The 18990-nt window shown below is 75.2% G+C and carries 15 protein-coding genes; 5 read left to right on the top strand and 10 right to left on the bottom strand.

Translation table 11 applies throughout. The annotated features are described in order from the left end of the window. Positions 1-10: 10 nt before the first annotated feature. From HLA93_RS03490 to HLA93_RS03480, 3 genes are all read right to left on the bottom strand, one after another. Entirely contained in the window at positions 11-961 is a 951-nt protein-coding gene (locus tag HLA93_RS03490; protein WP_222192853.1) for an acetamidase/formamidase family protein, read from the bottom strand. Between the two features lie 80 nt (positions 962-1041). Next, complete coding sequence (locus HLA93_RS03485) at positions 1042-2280, bottom strand: serine hydrolase domain-containing protein (protein ID WP_222192852.1); 1239 nt, start codon at positions 2278-2280, stop codon at positions 1042-1044. Positions 2281-2414: 134 nt separating this feature from the next. Further along, the gene (locus HLA93_RS03480) at positions 2415-2702 is read right to left on the bottom strand and encodes an HU family DNA-binding protein (protein WP_222192851.1); all 288 of its coding nucleotides are present in this window, start codon (positions 2700-2702) and stop codon (positions 2415-2417) included. Positions 2703-3065: 363 nt separating this feature from the next. Between HLA93_RS03480 and HLA93_RS03475 the strand changes: the two genes are divergently transcribed. Beyond that, positions 3066-3989, top strand: a complete 924-nt coding sequence (locus HLA93_RS03475; RefSeq protein ID WP_222192850.1) for an aldo/keto reductase — start codon at positions 3066-3068, stop codon at positions 3987-3989. Positions 3990-4084: 95 nt separating this feature from the next. Here the strand turns inward: HLA93_RS03475 and HLA93_RS03470 are convergent, their stop codons facing one another. Further along, complete coding sequence (locus tag HLA93_RS03470) at positions 4085-4258, bottom strand: DUF1059 domain-containing protein (RefSeq protein ID WP_222192849.1); 174 nt, start codon at positions 4256-4258, stop codon at positions 4085-4087. Between the two features lie 59 nt (positions 4259-4317). Further along, positions 4318-5412, bottom strand: a complete 1095-nt coding sequence (locus HLA93_RS03465; RefSeq protein WP_222192848.1) for an EAL domain-containing protein — start codon at positions 5410-5412, stop codon at positions 4318-4320. Positions 5413-5591: 179 nt separating this feature from the next. Here HLA93_RS03465 and HLA93_RS03460 point away from each other — a divergent pair, with 179 nt between their 5' ends. Beyond that, complete coding sequence (locus tag HLA93_RS03460) at positions 5592-8432, top strand: SpoIIE family protein phosphatase (protein ID WP_308127919.1); 2841 nt, start codon at positions 5592-5594, stop codon at positions 8430-8432. Position 8433: 1 nt separating this feature from the next. On the opposite strand, the gene HLA93_RS03455 is transcribed toward HLA93_RS03460, so the two are convergent. The 3 genes from HLA93_RS03455 to HLA93_RS03445 form a co-directional block, all read right to left on the bottom strand. Then, entirely contained in the window at positions 8434-9141 is a 708-nt protein-coding gene (locus HLA93_RS03455) for a trimeric intracellular cation channel family protein (RefSeq protein WP_222192847.1), read from the bottom strand. Between the two features lie 164 nt (positions 9142-9305). Beyond that, positions 9306-11351, bottom strand: a complete 2046-nt coding sequence (locus HLA93_RS03450) for an acyl-CoA dehydrogenase family protein (RefSeq protein WP_222192846.1) — start codon at positions 11349-11351, stop codon at positions 9306-9308. After that, on the bottom strand, positions 11348-12043 hold the full coding sequence (locus tag HLA93_RS03445; protein ID WP_308127918.1) for a TetR family transcriptional regulator: 696 nt from the start codon (positions 12041-12043) through the stop codon (positions 11348-11350). The genes HLA93_RS03450 and HLA93_RS03445 overlap by 4 nt, the downstream gene beginning before the upstream one ends. Before the next feature lie 93 nt (positions 12044-12136). Between HLA93_RS03445 and HLA93_RS03440 the strand changes: the two genes are divergently transcribed. The 3 genes from HLA93_RS03440 (at position 12137) to HLA93_RS03430 (ending at position 15777) form a co-directional block, all read left to right on the top strand. After that, entirely contained in the window at positions 12137-13420 is a 1284-nt protein-coding gene (locus HLA93_RS03440) for an acetyl-CoA C-acetyltransferase (protein WP_222192844.1), read from the top strand. Positions 13421-13565: 145 nt separating this feature from the next. Continuing rightward, positions 13566-14921, top strand: a complete 1356-nt coding sequence (locus tag HLA93_RS03435; RefSeq protein WP_222192843.1) for a 3-oxoacyl-ACP reductase — start codon at positions 13566-13568, stop codon at positions 14919-14921. Position 14922: 1 nt separating this feature from the next. Beyond that, complete coding sequence (locus tag HLA93_RS03430; RefSeq protein WP_222193013.1) at positions 14923-15777, top strand: MaoC/PaaZ C-terminal domain-containing protein; 855 nt, start codon at positions 14923-14925, stop codon at positions 15775-15777. A gap of 97 nt (positions 15778-15874) precedes the next feature. Here the strand turns inward: HLA93_RS03430 and HLA93_RS03425 are convergent, their stop codons facing one another. Together HLA93_RS03425 and HLA93_RS03420 are read right to left on the bottom strand one after the other, a co-directional pair. Continuing rightward, the gene (locus tag HLA93_RS03425) at positions 15875-16993 is read right to left on the bottom strand and encodes a CaiB/BaiF CoA transferase family protein (RefSeq protein ID WP_222192842.1); all 1119 of its coding nucleotides are present in this window, start codon (positions 16991-16993) and stop codon (positions 15875-15877) included. Positions 16994-17057: 64 nt separating this feature from the next. Then, positions 17058-18863: a helicase-related protein gene (locus HLA93_RS03420; protein ID WP_222192841.1), complete on the bottom strand. Its 1806-nt coding sequence runs from the start codon at positions 18861-18863 to the stop codon at positions 17058-17060. Positions 18864-18990: the final 127 nt, after the last annotated feature.

The following is an 18990-nucleotide window of genomic DNA, read 5'->3' as shown; positions in this document are numbered from 1 at the left end:
CCGGACGTCGTCAGCGGACGGCGCCCCAGGGGAGGACGGCGTGCACGCCGACCACCTGGTTGACGACCTGGGTGACCCGCAGGTCGACCACCACGCTGGCCAGGGCGAGCGCGTCGGAGCGGCCGATGCCGTGCAGCGCGGCCATGACGTCGAGCATCGCGTCCAGCGCGATCGCCATCGCCTCGTCCAGGTCGTCGGCGACGCCCATGGTCACCCAGCCGGCCGGGGTCCTCGCGACGGGCGTCGTGAGCGGAGCGCCGAAGAGGTCGGGCAGCACGTCCAGGGTCAGGTCGACGGCGTCCATCGGGCACTCGATCGCCGTCCCGCCGACCTCACCGTCGCCCTGCGCGGCGTGCCCGTCGCCCACCGACAGCAGCCCGCCGGGCACGGTCACCGGCAGGTACAGCGTCGCGCCGGCGACCAGCTCGCGGCAGTCGATGTTCCCGCCGTGCCAGTAGGGCGGGATGGTGGAGTGCTCACCCGGCTCGGCCGGCGGCACCCCCATCACGCCGAGGAACGGCCGCAGCGCCACCGAGTGCCCGGCCTGGTTGCGGCCGATCCCGGCGACCGGGTCGAGGCGCCAGCTGTGCACCACCGGCTCGGCGGTCACCCCCAGCCGCTCGTTGAGCGGGGTCGAGCGCAGGCCGACGTACGTCGTCCCGAACGCGGCGGGGACGACGTCGTCGATCCGCACGCTGAGCACCTGACCGGGCTGCGCGCCGGCGACCGCGACAGGGCCGGTCAGCGCGTGGCCGTAGGCAGGGTCGTGCACCGGGTGGCGGGGGCGGCCGACCATGTCCAGGCCGTGCTCGTCGGTGTGCGCGCCGGTCCACCAGCCGGAGTCCAGGGTGCCGATGCGCACCGTCGTCCCCGGCTCGACGGTCAGCGCCGGGGGGAGCGCGGGGTCCCAGTGCCCGTGCAGGGTGCGCTCGTCGGGCAGCAGGACGTGGCTCGGCTCCATGCCGACATCCTCCAAGACCGGCCATGTTCGCCAACATGGCCGCTCCCCGGGCGGCCATGTTGGCGAACATGGCCGGTCATTCACACGAGGGCCTGCTGGACCAGGGGGCGGAGGTGGTTGCGCACCGGCGTGGTGCTGGAGGGCAGCAGCTGCGTGTAGAAGGTGACCGTCAGGTCCTCGACCGGGTCGACGTAGAACTCCGTGGACGCCGCCCCGCCCCAGCCGTAGGTGCCCACGCTGGCCACCCCGCCGTAGCGCACCGGGTCGATCACCACGGAGAAGCCGAGCCCGAAGCCGACGCCGCGCAGCGGGGTCTCGGCGTACAGCGGCCGGCCGGCGGTCTCCAGGTCCAGGCCGCCGGGCAGGTGGTTGCGCACCATGTGCGCCAGCGTCCGCGAGCCCAGCACCCGCTCCCCGGACGGCGTGACCCCGCCGGCCCGCAGCATCTCCACGAACCGCAGGTAGTCACCGGCGGTGGAGACCAGCCCGGCGCCGCCGGCGAGGAAGGCGGGCTTGCGGTGCGCGGCCTGGGCGAACGGGGCGGGCAGCTGGGTGACGCCGGGGCCGTAGAGCTGGGCGAGGGAGTCGACGTCGTCCTCGGGGCGCAGGCCGAACGACGTCTCGGTCATGCCCAGCGGCCCGAACACCCGCTCGGCGAAGACGTCGTCCAGCGGCTTGCCGGCGACCACCTCCACCAGCCGGCCCAGGACGTCGGTGGAGACGCCGTAGTTCCACTCGCTGCCGGGCTGGAACAGCAGCGGCAGCTCGGCGAACTGCCGCACCACCTCGGCCGAGTCGGCGCCCGGCGGGGTGCCCCACTCGTGCCCGCGCAGCCGGTACGCGCCGTCGACCGGGTGGGCGTGGTGGAAGCCGTAGGTCAGCCCGGAGGTGTGGGTGAGCAGGTGCCAGACCCGGATCGGCTCCATCAGCGGCACGGTGACCGGCTTCTGCGCCGGGCCGGCGGTCCAGACCCGGGCGTCGGCGAACTCCGGCAGCCAGCGGCTGATCGGGTCGGTGAGCTCGAAGGCGCCCTCCTCGTACAGCGACATCGCCGCGACCGAGGTGACCGGCTTGGTCATCGAGTAGATCCGCCAGCGGGTGTCGGCGGTCACCGGGCGGCCGGCCTCGACGTCGCGCTGCCCGCCGATGCCGACGTGCACCAGCCGGCCGTGCCGGGCGACCGTGACCAGGTACCCGGGCAGCTGGCCCTCGTCGACGTAGCGGGCCAGCCGGCGGTCCAGCCGCTGCAGCCGGCCGGCGTCCAGCCCCACCTCGGCCGGGTCGGTGGTCACGGACAGGTCGGTCTGGACCGCGGTCATGGACGCACTCCGCTCGTCGCGGGCCCCGCTCCCCGATGAGCAGCGCCCCCGCCGCGCATCCTGGCACGGGGTGCCAGGCGCGCGACGGGGGCGCTGGGGTGGTGCTCAGTGCGGCCCTGCGAGAGGGCCGTTGCTCACTTGACCGGGACGGCGGCAGCGGCCTTCTTCAGGTTGGAGCCGGCGGTCACCTTGGCGGTGTGCGCCGCGGCGATCTCGATCGACTCACCGGTCTGCGGGTTGCGCCCGGTGCGGGCGGAACGCTGCGAGCGCTCGACGGTCAGCAGGCCGGGGACGGCCACCTTCTCGCCGCGGGTGATGGCCTCGACGAGCTCCTCCTGGAGACCGTTGAGCACCGAGTCGACGGTCGACGAGGGGACGTCGGCGCGCTTGGCGATGGCGGAGACGAGTTCAGCCTTGTTCATGGTGTTCCTCTCACAGTGTGATCAGCAGCCTGCCCCGGTGCGGGGCGGGCGCAGTCTGGTGTCGCGTCCGGCTGGGCCGGGTCGCGTCCCCCGGCCGTCCTGGCGGACCTCCGAGGCCTCCACCGTGCCAACTCGCCGCGGACGAACAACGCGGCGGGGGGCACGGTGGGCGGATCTGGCCGACCCCGTCGTCGACCAGCAACGGCGGGCACGTTGCCATGCCGACCTGGGTGTTGGCGAGCCGTACCCCCGGATTTCCGGGGTTTTCCTGCTCGTTGGTCACAAGCGTCACGGATTCGGGACCCGCTGGCGGTCCGGGCGCCCGCCGCGCGACGTCCTGGTGGCCCGCCTAGCGTGGAGCCCATGCCTCAGCTCCCCGGGACCGACCTGACCGTCAGCGACCTCTGCCTGGGCGGCAACGTGTTCGGGTGGACGGCCGACGAGCCGACGTCCTTCGCCCTGCTCGACCGCTTCCTCGACGCAGTCCCCAGTACCCAGCAGCCGTTCGTCGACACCGCCGAGATGTACGGCAACGGCGTCTCCGAGACGATCCTCGGCAACTGGATGGCCGAGCGCGGGGTGCGCGACCGGTTCGTGGTGGCCACCAAGGCCTCGCCGGGGGAGAAGGAGCACCCGCTGTCGGCCCCGGAGATCCGGGCGGCCGCCGAGCGCTCGCTGCGCAACCTGCAGGTGGACACCATCGACCTGTACTACGCGCACTACGACGACGAGACGACGCCGCTGGAGGAGACGCTCACCGCCTTCGACGAGCTGGTGCAGGCCGGCAAGGTGCGCTACGCCGCGGCGTCGAACTACTCGGCGAAGCGGCTGACCGAGGCGCTGGACACCGCGCAGCAGCTCGGGGTGACCGGGTACGTGGCGCTGCAGCCGCACTACAACCTGATGGAGCGCGAGGTGTACGCGGCCGAGCTGGCCGCCGTGGTGACCGAGCGCGGGCTGGGCTCGATGCCCTACTTCGGGCTGGCGCGCGGCTTCCTTACCGGCAAGTACCGCGCGGGGGAGACGATCGACTCGCCGCGGGCCAAGGGCGCGGCGAAGTACGTGGGGGAGAAGGGCGACCGGGTGCTGTCCGCGCTGACCGAGGTCGCCGAGGCGCACGGCGTCACCGGGGCGGCCGTGGCGCTGCGCTGGCTCGCCGACCAGCCCGCGGTGACCGCGCCGATCGCCAGCGGCCGCTCGGTCGAGCAGCTCGCCGACCTGCTGCCGATGCTCGACCTGGTGCTCACCGACGAGCAGCGCCAGCGCCTCACCGACGCCAGCGCGTGAGCCGGGAGGGCCGCCGCAGGCGGCCCTCCCGGCATCGGCCCCTCTGCAGGGGCCCGCGCCGAGCTCGCGAGGCGTGGGGGGCAGAGGGTCCTTCGTCAGGCCGCGACGATGTGCGCGCGGACCTGCGCCACGAGCTCGGGCGGCACGCTGCCCAGCCCGTGGTCGGCGGCGGCGTGGGCGGCCACGTGGGTGAGGACGGCGTCCTCGTCGGGTCCGGTGAACGTGGTGGTGCAGCCGGGGACGACGTCCCCGCAGGCGAAGGTCTTCATGGCGGCTCCTGTGCTCGGTGGGCGGGGTGGCCGGGCCGCGGGTCGGGGCGGCCCGGAGGTCAGCGGCCGGCGGCTGCGGCCGACGCGAGGTCCTCGACCCGCAGCAGACCGACGACGCTGCCGGTGCGGTCGGTGCACAGCACCGGGTCGAAGCGGTGCACCGGCGGGCGGGTGAGCGCGCGCTGCAGGGTCTCGGTCACCCCGGCCGACGGCGGTACCCGCAGCGACACCGGCGCGCGGTAGGCGGCGCCGGTACGCGGGTCGGCGAGCACCAGCTCCACCGGCACCTCGGCGTCGTCCAGGACGACGTAGGGCGGCGGCGCACCGTCGTCGTCCCCGACGCCGTGCTGGCGGAGCGGGCGCAGCAGGCTGGCCACCGAGTCCGACAGCTGGGCGCGGGCCACCTGGGTGCGCACCAGCTGGGCGGCCTGGGGGGAGAGCGGCGCGAAGTGCGGTGCCGGGCGGCCGAGCAGCCAGCCCTGCGCCAGCGGGACGCCGAGCCGGGCGAAGGCGGCCAGCTCGCCCGGGGTCTCGATGCCCTCGGCCAGGAGCCAGGCGTCGATCCGGCTGGTGAAGGCGCCGACCATCTCCGCCAGCGCCGTCTTGACCGGGTCGGTGTCGGCGCCGCTGACCAGCGCGCGGTCGAGCTTGACCAGCTGCGGGCGGATCTCGGCGAGCTGCTGCAGCCCGGCGTAGCCGGAGCCCGCGTCGTCGATGGCGATCAGCGCGCCGCGGCCGCGCAGCGCGGCGGTCTGCGCGCGGAGCCCGGCCAGGTCGGGGGTCGGCATGTGCTCGGTCAGCTCGACCACGACCCGGCGCAGCGTCGCCGGCTCGGCGAGGGCGGCGGCAACCGGCGCCGCACCCAGCAGGTGCGGGCTGACGTTGACGGTGAGGAAGGTGTTCGGCGGCAGGTCGGGCAGCGAGGCGAGGGCCTTGCGCAGGGCCAGCCCCTCCAGCTCCGCGCCCAGGCCGGCCTCGTGGGCCGCGGCGAACCACACGTCGGGTGCGGCCGTCCCCGGGAACCGGGCGAGGGCCTCGTAGCCGGCCACCGAGGCGGAGGCCAGGTCGACGATGGGCTGGAAGACGATCGTCAGGTCATCGGCGCCGGACAGCAGCGGCCGGCAGTCCCAGCGGTCCGAGAGGGTCGACGTCACCTCCTCCAGATCGGTCGTCCGGGGCTGGTCCTTGAGAGCTCCGTGCCCGGCGGAGGCGACACCGCCCCGGCAGCGGTCCCGTGGACCCCGGCGGCGGCGTGCCAGCATGGTGCCGCCCGCGTGTGGTGGGTGGTCGGCCCGGGCGGTCGGCGTGGTGAGCCGGGGGAGGTCGACTGAGCGTGCTTCCGGCGAGCACGGCGACCGGCGACGACCCGCTGACCGACCCGCAGCGGATCGCGGCCGCGCGCCGGCTGATGGAGGAGGCCTCCGCCGGGGCGCCGTTCGACCGGCTCTCCGGCCTGGCCGCGCGGCTGGTCGGCGCCGGCCACGCCAAGGTCACCCTCTTCACCGACCGCGACGTCGTCATCGGCGGGTACGGCCTGCCCGAGGGCGCGGTCGGCGGACCAGCCCTGCTGACCGGCGCGCTGTCGGCGATCACGGTCCGCCAGGGGCTGCCGCTCAACGTGCCGGTCGCCGCCGCGGACGACCGGGTGGCCCGTCTGCCGGCGGTGACCTCCGGGCAGGTGCAGGCCTACCTGGGCGCGCCGCTGACCGCGGCGTCCGGGCAGGTGGTGGGCGTGCTCGCGGTCTACGACGACCAGCCGCGCAGCTGGTCCGACGACGACGCCCAGCTGGTGACGCAGCTGGCGGCCTCCGTCGTCGCCGAGCTGGAGCTCGCTGCCGCGCAGTCCGCGGTCGGCGCCTCGACGGCGCGGCTCGAGGTGGCCCTGGAGGCCGGGTCGGTCGGCATCTGGGAGCGGGACGTGCGGGCCGGCTCGGTGCACTGGGACGAGCGGAACGCAGCCATCTTCGGCCTGACCGGGCCGCTGGTGCTGGCCGGCGACGACGACCTGATGGCCCGCATCCACCCGGACGACCACGACACGGTCCGGACGGCGATGGAGGCGGCGCTGACCGCGGAGGCCGGTGAGTTCGTGGTGGAGATGCGCGTGCTGCGGGAGGACGGCCAGGTGCGCTGGACGGTCTCCCGCGGCCGGGTGCTCCGCGACCAGCGGGGCGAGCCGGTGCGACTGCTCGGGACGACGGTGGACGTCACCGGCGCACGGGAGGAGGCGCAGCGGCGGCTGGTCGCCGTGCAGCGGGCTGCGGCGATCAGCGAGGTGGCCGCCGAGCTGGCCAACGCGGCCCGGATGCCGGAGCTGGCCGAGGTGGCGCTGCGGGGCTGCTCGGCGGTGCTGGGGGTCGCCGCCGGTGCGCTGGCGGTCTTCGACCCCGACGGTGACCGGCTGCGACTGCACATGACCCGCGGTCTGGCCGACGCGGTCGAGTCCGGCGCCGACGTGACCCTGCCCAGCAGCGGGGTGGAGCTGGCCCTCGACGACGCGCTGCCCACCCAGTACGTGGCGCGGCACGGCGTCCCGGTGCTGCTGGCCGACCGGGATGCCGCGGTGGCCGCCTTCCCGCGGATGGCCGAGGTCGGTGACCTGGTGGGCGTGCGGGCGCTGGCCGCGCTGCCGCTGCGGGTGGAGGGCCGGGTGCTCGGCAGCTTCATCGCCGTCTGGTCGGAGGACCGCACGCTGGACGAGGAGGAGGTGTCGCTGCTGGAGGCGCTGACCGCGCAGATCGGGCTGACCGTCTCCCGTCTGCAGGCCGATGCCGAGCGGGACGCCGCCGTGGCGCAGATGGCCGCGGCGAACGCGCGGCTGGAGCTGCTCGCCGAGGCCGGCCGGGTGCTGTCCGGGACGCTGGACATCGCCGAGCAGCTGGGCCGGCTGGCCGAGCTGGTGGTGCCCGCGCTCGGCGACTGGTGCTGGGTCGTCGTCGCCGACGAGCACGGCCGGATGCGGGACGTCGCCTCCGCGCACCGGGACCCGCGCCGCTCCGCCGAGCTGGCCGAGTACGTGCGCGCGATGGTCGCCGGGATGACCGACGAGGCCGCCGCCCGGGTGGTGATCCGCAGCGGCCGGCCGCTGGTGGTCACCGACCTGGACGCCGGCTACGTGCAGCGGGCGCTGCCCGACCCGCAGGCCCAGGCGCTGCTCGGCCGGCTGGCCGCGGGGTCGGGGATCGTCGTCCCGCTGGTCGCCCGCGGTGTCACCCTGGGCGCGCTGGGCCTCTACGCCGAGGCCGGGCGCGGCCGGCACAACGACGCCGAGCTGGACATCGCGCTGGAGCTCGGCCGGCGGGCCGGCGTGGCGCTGCAGCAGGCGCAGCTGTTCGGTCAGCAGCGCCGGCTGGCCGAGACGCTGCAGCGCAGCATGCTCACCGCCCCGCCGGCACCGGACCACTGCGAGATCGTCGTCCGGTACGTCCCCGCGGCGGCGGGCGCCGAGGTCGGCGGCGACTGGTACGACGCGTTCGTGCAGCCCGACGGGGCGACGATGCTGGTGATCGGGGACGTCGTGGGCCACGACAGCCGCGCGGCGGCGGCGATGGGCCAGCTGCGCGGCCTGCTGCGCGGCATCGGGCACCACACCGGCGGCACGCCGGCGGAGGTGCTCACCGGCCTGGACCGGGCCAGCTTCGGCCTCGACCTGGACACCATGGCCACCGCGCTGGTCGCCCGGCTGGAGCAGGACGACCCGGAGCTCGCCGTCGCCGACACCCGGGTGCGCTGGTCGACCGCCGGGCACCCGCCCCCGGTGCTGGTCGGCGGCGACGGCACGGTCACCCTGCTCGACGGCGACGACCCGGACCTGCTGCTCGGCGTCGAGCCCCGCCGCCCCCGGCACGACCGGGTCGCGGTGATCCAGCGCGGCGGGACGCTGCTGCTCTACACCGACGGTCTGGTGGAGCGCCGCGACCGCGACCTGGACGCCGGGATCGCCGAGCTGTGCCGGGTGCTGGCCGGGCTCACCGACCTGCCGCTGCAGCAGCTGTGCGACCGGCTGCTGGAGCGCATGTACCTGCCCGACACCGAGGACGACGTGGCCCTGCTCGCCGTCCGGGTGCACCCGCAGGACGAACCGCGACCGCCGGAGGCCGGCCCGCAGCGGGTGCCCCCGGGGATCAGCCCGGCACCGTCGGTGGTGCCCGGCGCGGGCAGGGAGCGGGCCTGACTCAGGCCCGCCGGCGGCGACGTCGCCGCGGGGTGCGGCGGACCAGCCGGCTGCGGGCCCGCTGCGGCAGGTCGACCGCTACCGGGGCCTCCCAGCCGCGCCACACCGAGACGACCCGCAGCGCCGCGACCAGCGCGATGACCAGCGCGGCGACCGGCAGTGGGGGCAGGCCCAGCGGACCGGCGAGCACGGTCAGCGCGGTGGCCCCGAGCAGGGCCGCGACGGCGTTGTAGGGGCCGGGCTGCACGATGTCGGCCCGCTGGGCCAGCAGCACGTCCCGGATGACCGCGCCGCCGACCCCGGTGAGGGTGCCGATGAAGACCACCGAGGCGCTGGGCAGCCCTGCCAGCTCGGCCTTCTGCGCCCCGATCACGGTGAAGAACCCGAGCGTCAGCGCGTCCAGGCCGACGAGCAGGCCGGTCAGCCGGGACAGCCAGCCGGAGAAGAAGAAGGTCACCATGGCGGTGATCGCCACGGTCGGCAGGTAGGCGGGGTTGGTCAGCGCGACCGGCGGGGGGCCGGCGAGCAGCACGTCGCGGATCAGCCCGCCGCCCAGCCCGGTGCTGACCGCCAGCAGCAGCACCCCGGAGACGGCGAACCCCTCCCGGGCGGCGAGGAGTCCACCGGTGAGCGCGCCGACGACCACCGCCGCCAGGTCGACCACGGCCGGCACCCGCAGCGTCTCCGCCGCAGCGGCCACGATCTCCACGACCGCACATCATCCGGCCCCGGCCCGCCGCCGTCCGCCGTCCCCTCCCGGGAGCGGCCCCGTCCGCCGTCCCCTCCCGGCCGTGTTGGCCGACATGGCCGGGAGGTGAGCGGCCATGTTGGCGAACATGGCCGCTCGTCGGCTCCGCCCGCGCGGGCCGCCGGCTACTGGGCGGGGGCCATGTCCAGGTCGGTCGCGGTGTCCTGCGCCTGCGGCTCGCTGCCGGCGGACCGCAGTGCGGCGTCGTGGGCGGCCATCGTCTCCTGGCGGCCCGGCTCCTCGGCCAGGATCGCGCAGTTCAGCCAGGCGTCCGGGATCGCGAAGGCGTCGACCAGGGTGCGCATGTGCGGGCGCAGCTCGGCCAGCAGCTCGTTCACCGCGCCGGTGAGCGCCTTGCCGCGGGTCGGGCTGATCCGCGAGTGCTCCAGGTACCAGCCCTTGTCCGCCTCGATGGTGGTGAGCGCGAACAGGTCGCAGACCCGGGACAGCAGCGCCCGCGCGGCCGGGTCCGACGTCCGCTCGATGCCGGCGACGAACGCCTCCAGCACCACCCGCTCCATGTGCGCCTCGGCGGCCTTGAGCGCGTGGTCCTGCACGTCGTTGAAGACGTCGAACTGCCGGCCGTCCCGGTGGGTGGCGGCGTTGCGGCGCAGCCGCTTGATCACGCCCGCCAGGACGTGCTCTTCCCGGTCCTCGAGCATCTTCAGCTGCCAGCCGCGGTCGGTGAAGGGGACGTCGTCCTCCCGGCCGGGGACGGCGTCGACCAGCCGCTGGATCAGCGCACGGGCCGCGGTCCGCTCGAGCACCGTCTCCCGCACCTGCTCGGCGACGAACGCGGCCTTGCCCCAGCCGTCCAGGGAGCCGAAGGCGTCCCGGTAGCCGGTGAGCAGGCCCTTGGCGACCAGCTGCATGAGCACCGTGTTGTCGCCCTCGAAGGTGGTGAAGACGTCGGTGTCGGCCTTGAGCCCGGGCAGCCGGTTCTCCTGCAGGTAGCCGGCGCCGCCGCAGGCCTCCCGGCACAGCTGGATGGTCTGGGTGGCGTGCCAGGTCTGCAGCGCCTTGAGCCCGGCGGCCCGGGACTCCAGCTCGCGCTGCGCCCCCTCGTCGACGGACCCGGCGCCCAGCACGTCGTGCATGGTGCCGAGCAGCTCCTCCTGGGCGAAGGAGAAGGCGTAGGTGCGCGCCAGGGCGGGGAGCAGCTTGCGCTGGTGCACCAGGTAGTCGTTGACCACGACCTCGCGCTCCTCGCCGGGGGCGGAGAACTGGCGGCGCACGTCGCCGTAGCGGACGGCGATCTCCAGGGCCACCTTCGTCGCCGAGGACGCCGAGCCGCCGACGCTGACCCGCCCGCGCACCAGGGTGCCGAGCATGGTGAAGAAGCGCCGCGTCTCGTTCTCGATGGACGACGAGTAGGTGCCGTCGGGGGCGACCTGGCCGTAGCGGTCGAGCAGCATCTCCCGCGGGACGCGGACGTGGTCGAAGCTCAGCCGGCCGTTGTCCACGCCGAGCAGCCCGGCCTTGGGGCCGTCGTCGCCGATGGTCACCCCGGGCATCGGGTCGCCCGCGGCGTCGCGGATCGGCACCAGCCAGGCGTGCACCCCGTGCCGCTGCCCGCCGGTGACCAGCTGCGCGAACACGACCGCCATCCGCCCGTCCTTCGCAGCGTTGCCGATGTAGTCCTTGCGGGCGGCCTCGTGCGGGGTGTGCAGGTCGAACGTCTGCGTCGCCGGGTCGTAGGTGGCCGTGGTGCGCAGCTGCTGGACGTCGGAGCCGTGGCCGGTCTCGGTCATCGCGAAGCAGCCGGGCAGGTCGAAACTGATGATCGCCGGCAGGAACTCGTCGTGGTGGCGCTGGGTGCCCAGCGCCTGCACGGCCCCGCCGAACAGGCCCCACTGCACCCCGGCCTTGACCATCAGCGAGAGGTCGGCCTGGGCGAGCATCTCGATCGAGACCACCGAGCCGCCGCTGTCGTCGGACCCGCCGTACGCCGCGGGGTAGCCGAGGGCGACGCTGCCGGTGCCGGCCAGGTCGGCGGTCAGCCGGGTCACCCGCTCGCGCGCCTCGGTCATCGTCTCGCCGTGCACGGTGGCGTAGCGGGCGGTGCCCAGCTGCTCGCGGGCGTCGCGGCGCACGTGCGCCCACCGGCCGTCGAGGACCTCGGTGAGCCGGGCCGGGTCGACCGGGGTGAGGGGGGTCGGGGTGCTGGTCACGCTTCCTCCATCGGACTCGCGGGGGCAGGAGTTGAGTGGCCGGGGGTCACGACGCCGCGCAACCCCGTCCAGGCCAGGTCGGTGAGGTGGGCCGCGAGCTGGGCGCGCGGCATCGGCCGGTCGGCGCGCAGCCACCAGTCGGCGGCGGCCCGGACCAGGCCGATGACGCCGTGGCCCCAGGGGGCGGCCGCCGCGGTGTCCTGACCGGCGCGGGTCAGCGCCGCTCCGACCAGCGCGCCGACCTCGTCGCCGACCAGGTCCGACAGGTTGCTGATCGGGTCCTTCTCGTCGGTGACCAGGCCGACCGGCCGGTCGACCAGCGCGTGGCCGACGACGAACCGGTAGACCTCCGGGTCGGCCTCGATGAAGAGCAGGTAGGTCTCCACGGCCGCGGTCACCATCTGCCGCGGGTGGTCGCTGCTGCCCATCGCCTCGCGCAGCTTGCGGGTGAGCTGCTCGGCGACCCGGGCGCAGACGGCGACGTACAGCTCGCTGCGGTCGGCGAAGTGCCGGTAGACGACGGTCTTGCTGGTGCCGGCCTCGGCGGCGATCTCGTCCATGCCCACCCCGGCGCCGTGCCGGCCGACCGCGGCGAGGGTGGCGGTGACCAGCTGCTCACGCCGGGCGCGGCGGTGCTCGTCCCAGCGCGAGTCGCGCCGGTCCCGCGGTGCGGGGGCCGTCTCCGTGTTCACGCAACCGACGGTACCTGATACTCTCGGTACTGGACATCGCCCCTTTCGAGGGGCAGAAATGGCCATTTCTGCCCTGGCTCCTGGAGGTCCCCCATGGCTGCACCGACCCGGAAGGCCGCGATCGTCGGCGGCAACCGCATCCCGTTCGCCCGGTCCAACGGCGCCTACGCCCGCGCCAGCAACCAGGACATGCTCACCGCGACCCTCGACGGGCTGGTCGCCCGCTTCGGTCTGCAGGGGCAGCAGGTGGGCGAGGTCGTCGCCGGCGCCGTCCTCAAGCACGCCCGGGACTTCAACCTGACCCGGGAGTCCGTGCTCGGCTCGCGACTGTCGGCGGCCACCCCGGCCTACGACGTCCAGCAGGCCTGCGGCACCGGGCTGGAGGCGGCCGTGCTGGTCGCCAACAAGATCGCGCTGGGTCAGATCGAGTCCGGCATCGCCGGGGGCACCGACACCACCTCCGACGCCCCGGTCGCGGTGAACGAGGACCTGCGCCGGGTGCTGATGGAGCTCAACCGGGCGAAGACCGTGCAGCAGCGGCTCAAGGCGCTGGCCGGCCTGCGCCCCGGCCAGCTGGCCCCGGAGATCCCGCGCAACGCCGAGCCGCGCACCGGGCTGGCGATGGGCGACCACGCCGCGATCACCGCCCGGGAGTGGGAGATCGGCCGCGAGGAGCAGGACGAGCTGACCGTCCGCTCGCACCAGGCGCTCGCCGCCGCCTACGACCGTGGGTTCTTCGACGACCTGGTGACGCCGTTCCTCGGCCTCTCCCGCGACGCGAACCTGCGGCCGGACACCTCGGTGGAGAAGCTGGCGAAGCTGAAGCCGGTGTTCGGGCAGGGTGAGGGCGCCACGATGACGGCGGGAAACTCCACCCCGCTCACCGATGGGGCCTCCGCCGTGCTGCTGGCCAGCGACGAGTGGGCCGCCGAGCGCGACCTGCCGGTGCTCGCCCACCTGGTCGACGCCCAGACCGCCGCGGTCGACTACGTGCACGGCGGCGAGGGCCTGCTGATGGCCCCGGCCTACGCCGTCCCGGTGCTGCTGGAGCGCAACGGCCTGACCCTGCAGGACTTCGACTTCTACGAGGTGCACGAGGCGTTCGCCTCCACCGTGCTGGCCACCCTGAAGGCATGGGAGAGCCCGGCGTTCTGCAAGGAGAAGCTGGGCCTGGACGCCCCGCTCGGCTCGATCGACCGGTCGAAGCTGAACGTCAACGGCTCGTCGCTGGCCGCCGGCCACCCGTTCGCCGCCACCGGCGGCCGGATCGTGGCGACGCTGGCCAAGCTGCTGCACGAGGCCGGCCCGGGCAAGCGCGGCCTGATCTCCATCTGCGCCGCCGGCGGCCAGGGCGTCGTCGCCATCCTCGAGTCCTGAGCCCCCCGCCGGCTCCCCGTCGCCCCCGGGTCGACCCGGGGGCGACGGGGTCGAGCCGCGTGCGCACCCGGCTCAACCCCGCCCGATCTGGGTCAACCCGCTTCGGGCCGCACGACCGACCCCCCTCCATGCGGAAGGACCCCACGTGAGCGACTGGTACCGCGACTTCGCCAACTCCGGCGTCGGCACGACCATCACCAAGCAGCTCGGCCTGCCCCGACCGGCGGTGCTGCGCCGCCACGAGCCCGGCCAGCCGCTGCTGCCGGGGCCCGCGGTGGTCGGCTCGGCGGGTGAGGGCCGGCTGCGTGACGAGCTGACCCGGCTGCTGCGCGACGCCGGGGTCACCGTCGTCTCCCCGGCGACCGTCGACGGCGGCACGGACGGCGACCGGCTGGCCGCCGTCCTGCTCGACGCCACCGGGCTGACCGGGCCGGCCGACCTGGCCGCGGCGCACGACTTCCTGGCCCCGGCGGTCAAGCGGCTGGCGCCCAGCGGTCGGGTGCTGGTGCTCGCCGACCCGCCGGCCGACGCCGCCTCCCCGGCCCAGGCCGCGGCCCGGCAGGCGCTGGACGGACTGGTCCGTTCGCTGGCCAAGGAGCTGCGCGGCGGGGCGACGGCCAACCTGGTGCAGGTGCCGCTCGGCGCGGAGGCGTCGTTGGCCGGCCCGGTGCGCTTCTTCCTCTCCGGCCGCGCCGCCTACGTCGACGGCCAGGTGCTCACGGTCACCGCCGCGGACGTGCCGGCCGGTGAGGACCGCGAGCGGCCGCTGACCGGCAAGGTCGCCGTGGTCACCGGGGCCGCGCGCGGCATCGGCGCCGCGATCGCGAAGGTGCTGTCCCGGGACGGCGCGCACGTGGTCGCGGTCGACGTCCCGGCGGCGGGGGAGCAGCTGGCCCAGGTGGCCAACGAGATCGGCGGGACGGCGGTGGCGCTGGACATCACCGGCGCGGACGCCGGCACCCGGCTGGCGCAGCAGCTGATCGCCCGGCACGGCGGGGTGGACGTCGTCGTGCACAACGCCGGCATCACCCGGGACAAGCTGCTGGTCAACATGGACGCCGCCCGCTGGAACTCGGTGATGGCGGTGAACCTGCAGGCGCAGCTGGACATCACCCAGGCGCTGCTGGACACCGAGGGTGCACTGAAGCCCGGCGCCCGGGTGATCAGCGTCAGCTCCCAGTCGGGGATCGCCGGCAACCGCGGGCAGACCAACTACGCGGCGTCCAAGGCGGGCATCATCGGCATGGTGCGCGCCTGGGCGCCGGAGTTCGCCCGGCGCGGGGCCACGATCAACGCGGTGGCGCCCGGCTTCATCGTCACCGAGATGACCGCGAAGATGCCGCTGGGCACCCGCGAGGTCGGCTCCCGGCTGAACTCGCTGCAGCAGGGCGGACTGCCGGTCGACGTCGCCGAGACGATCGCCTTCCTCGCCCAGCCCGGCAGCGCCGGGGTCAACGGCCAGGTCGTGCGTGTCTGCGGCCAGTCGGTGCTGGGTGCCTGAGATGGCCCGCACCGTGCTCGACGCCGCGCCCGCCATGCCCGCGCTGTTCGCCCGGGCCGCGCTCACCGCGCGCGGCCGGGGCGGCGACCTGCCGGACACCCGGCTGGCCCGGGTCGGTGTCACCGCGGACCCGGCCCAGCTGGCCGACTACGCCCGGGTCTGCCGGTTCCCGCTCTCCGACGCGCTGCCGCTGACCTTCCCGCACGTGCTGGCCTTCCCGCTGCAGGTCGCGCTGATGACCGACCGGGCGTTCCCGCTGGCCCTGCCCGGGCTGGTGCACGTGCGCAACCGGATCGAGGCCGACCGCCCGATCGGCGTGGGCGAGGCGCTGGACCTGGAGGTCTGGGCCGAGCGGTTCGCCACCCACCGCAGCGGCGCCACCGTCGACCTGTGCGCGTCGGTCTCCGCCGGCGGTGCCGAGGTGTGGCGGAGCCGGTCGACCTACCTGGCCCGCGGGGCGTCGGCACCCGAGGGTGCCCCGGCGTCGGACGTCGACGTCGAGGTCGGTGCGCTGGAGCGGCCGGCCGCGCAGTGGCGGGTGCCGGACGACGCCGGCCGCCGCTACGCGAAGGTCTCCGGTGACGTGAACCCGATCCACCTGTCCGGGCTGACCGCGAAGGCGTTCGGCTTCAAGCGGGCGATCGCGCACGGCATGTGGGTCAAGGCCCGGGCGCTGGCCGCGCTGTCCGGCCGGCTGCCGGACGCCGTCGCCGTGGACGTCGCCTTCCGCAAGCCGCTCTTCCTGCCCTCGACGGTCACGCTGTCCACCGAGGAGGCCGGCGGTGGCTGGGACCTCGCCGTCCGCAACGCCACGGCAGGCACCGAGCACCTGATCGGCACCGTCCGCCCCACCTGACCGGCCATGTGGGCCGACAGGGCCGCGGGCCGGGCTCCGCCGATCGTCGCTGACCACTCCTGCCCGGCCATGTTCGCCAACATGGCCGGGCAGGGTGTCAGGGCTGGTGGACGGCGCCGGTGGCCAGGAGGGCATCGACGTCGCGGACGCCCCAGTCGGTGAGCGCCTCGCGGGTGTGCTGACCGGGGCTCGGCGGCGGCCGGTCGAGGGCGCCGGGGGTGCGGGAGAAGCGCGGCGCGGGCGCCGGCTGGGGAGTGCCGTGCGACTCCACGTACGTGCCGCGGGCCCGCAGGTGCGGGTGGTCGCGGGCCTCTGCGTAGGAGAGCACCGGGGCCACGCAGGCGTCGGATCCCTCGAAGACGGCAGCCCACTCGTCCCTGGTCCGGGTGCGGATCGTGTCGGTGAGCAGCGCGCGCAGCGCGGCCGGGTCGTCGCGGGAGGCGCCGGGGAGGCCCAGCCGGTCGACCAGCTCGGCGAAGAACCGCGGCTCGAGCGCGCCGACCGCCAGGTGCCCGCCGTCGGCGGTCTCGTAGACGTCGTACCAGGGGACGCCGGTGTCCAGCAGGTTCACGCCGCGCCGGTCCTGCCACAGCCCGCCGGCGAGCATCCCGAGCAGCATCGTGGACAGGTGGGCGGTGCCGTCGACGATCGCGGCGTCCACCACCTGCCCCCGTCCGCTGGTAGCGCGCTCCAGCAGTGCGGCCAGCACCCCGACCACCAGGTACATCGCCCCGCCACCGAAGTCGCCGAGCAGGTTCACCGGCACCTGCGGCGGCCCGCCGGCCCGGCCGATGGCGTGCAGCGCCCCCGTGACGGCGATGTAGCCGACGTCGTGCCCGGCGGTGTGCGCCAGCGGCCCGTCCTGCCCCCAGCCGGTCATCCGGCCGTAGACCAGCCGCTCGTTGCGGGCCAGGCACTCGTCGGGGCCGAGCCCCAGCCGCTCGGTCACCCCGGGGCGGAAGCCCTCCAGCAGGACGTCGGCCCGCTCGGCCAGGGCCAGCACGGTGGCGACGCCGTCCGGGTGCTTGAGGTCGACCGCGATCGAGCGGCGCCCACGGGTCAGCAGGTCGACGTCGGTGCGGCCGAAGGGAGGCTCGGCGCCGGGCCGGTCGACCCGCAGCACGTCGGCGCCCAGGTCGGCCAGCAGCATCGCCGCGAACGGGCCGGGGCCGATGCCGGCCAGCTCCACCACGCGCAGCCCGTGCAGAGGTCCCATCCGCCCACTCTGGCAGGAACGCAGCGAGGGCGGGCTCCCGGTGGGAGCCCGCCCTCGTCAGAGGTCAGCCGCGACCGCTGCGGCTGGGACGGCGTCCCTGCCGTGACCCCGACCGGGACGCCGGGCGGCCGCCACGGCCGTTGCGGCCGGCGCCCTCGCGCTTGGCGCCCTCGCGGCCTGGCCCGCGCCCACCGGAGGGCCCGGAGCTGCACGGCCGGCAGGTGCTGAACCACGGCGCGATCGACGTCCCGCACTCGACGCACTTGCCGGAGCGGCCGATGGAGATCGCGTCGGGCAGCAGTTCGGTGATCGTGTTGGCGCACGCCTCCTCGAGCTCGGCGGCGTCCTCGCTGTCCAGGCCGGCGACGCCGGGGAACTGGCGCAGCAGGGTCTGCGCGTCGCGCGCGGCGGCGGCGGTCTGCTCGTACTCCTCGACGCTGGCCTTCACCGGGTACTCCGGCAGCACGGTCTCCACCGGCACGGGCAGGCCGATGGCGTGCTGCAGGGCGGCGCGGGCGAGCACCAGCCAGCGGGTGCGCCGCGGCGGGTTGTAGTCGATGGCCAGGTTGACCAGCCGCCACACCGTCTGCAGGTCGCCGGCGGCACCGAGCGGGCCCTTGAGCATCGGCAGCAGGGCGTGCACCCGCAGCACCAGGCCGGTGACGTCGTCGGCGGTCATGCCCTCGTCGCGGGTGGCCGCGCGGGCCCAGGCCATCCAGCGGGTGAGTGCCTCGGGCAGGTCGACGGCCTCGAACGCGCCGAGGTCCTCCAGCTCCGGGCGCAGGCGGGGCCGGCGCTTGGGCAGGTCGCTCATCTCGTCGCCGCGGGCCACGGCGGCACCGGAGGCGACCAGGGCACCGACCGGCTTGAGCCCGGCCACGCCGATCAGGATGCCGGTCTGGCCGTGCCCGGTGAGCCCGTAGCGGCCGGCGCGACCGGCGATCTGGGCGACCTCCCAGGTGCGCAGCGGCCGCAGCTCCTGGCCGTCGAACTTGGTGGTCTCGGCGAACAGCACGGTGCTGGCCGGCACGTTGATGCCGTGGCCGATCACGTCGGTGGTCACCAGCACGTCGAGCTCGCCGCGGGTGAACCGGTCGATGACGTCCCGGCGGGTGGCCGGCGGCAGCGCGCCGTAGAGGACGCCGACCTTGCCGGGCCGGTGCTGGTCGAGCTCGGCGGCGACGGCGTAGACCGTCTTGCGGGAGAACGCGACGACCAGGGTCTGCGGCTTCACCCCGTCGGTGCGCACCGGGGAGCGGAGGACGTCGAGCCGGGACAGCCGCTTGTGGTTCACGACCTGCACCTGCTGGGCGTCGGTGACCAGCGGCTTGAGCACCAGGTACGCCTCGGCGGCGGAGATCAGGTGCATCTCGCGGTACTCACCGGTCAGCAGCAGCCGCGCCCAGTGGTGGCCGCGGTCGGGGTCGGTGACCCAGTGCGACTCGTCCAGGACCAGCATCTCGCCGCGGTCGGGGGCCTTCTCCACGGTGCAGCAGACGATCGGCGCGTTCGGGTCGATCTCCTCCTCGCCGGTGGAGAGCCCGACGGTGCCGGCGGGCAGCTGGGCGGAGAGCTTGGCGTAGGCCTCGTGCGCCAGCTGGCGCAGCGGGGCGGCGTAGACCCCGGAGCCGAGAGCGGCCAGCGCCTGCAGCGACTCGTAGGTCTTGCCGGAGTTGGTCGGGCCCAGGTGGAAGACCACCTTCTGCGGGCGGGTGGCGCGGGTGGGCAGCTCGGGAGCGGCGCCGTCGACCCAGATCTGCTGGGCGCGCTTCTCGTCGCGGGCGGCGGTCCGGTCGGCGTCGCGGGCTGCGGCCTGACGGGCGGCGCTGCGCTCACGGCGACGGGTGGGGGACTGCTGGGGGGCGGTCACAGACAGGGAGTGTCCTTCGGTTGACGTGCAGGCTGTGGGAGGTCGACGCGAGCCTCGCGGACCATCTGGGGGGTGCAACGCCGTCCGGCGGCGGTTCATGCCGGGACGGCGGGGGGAACTGGGCCCG

Source organism: Modestobacter italicus, assembly GCF_019799965.1.
Taxonomy (GTDB): Bacteria; Actinomycetota; Actinomycetes; order Mycobacteriales; family Geodermatophilaceae; genus Modestobacter; species Modestobacter italicus_A.
Note: the sequence above shows the minus strand (reverse complement) of the source record. Positions and strands in the feature narration are given on the sequence as shown.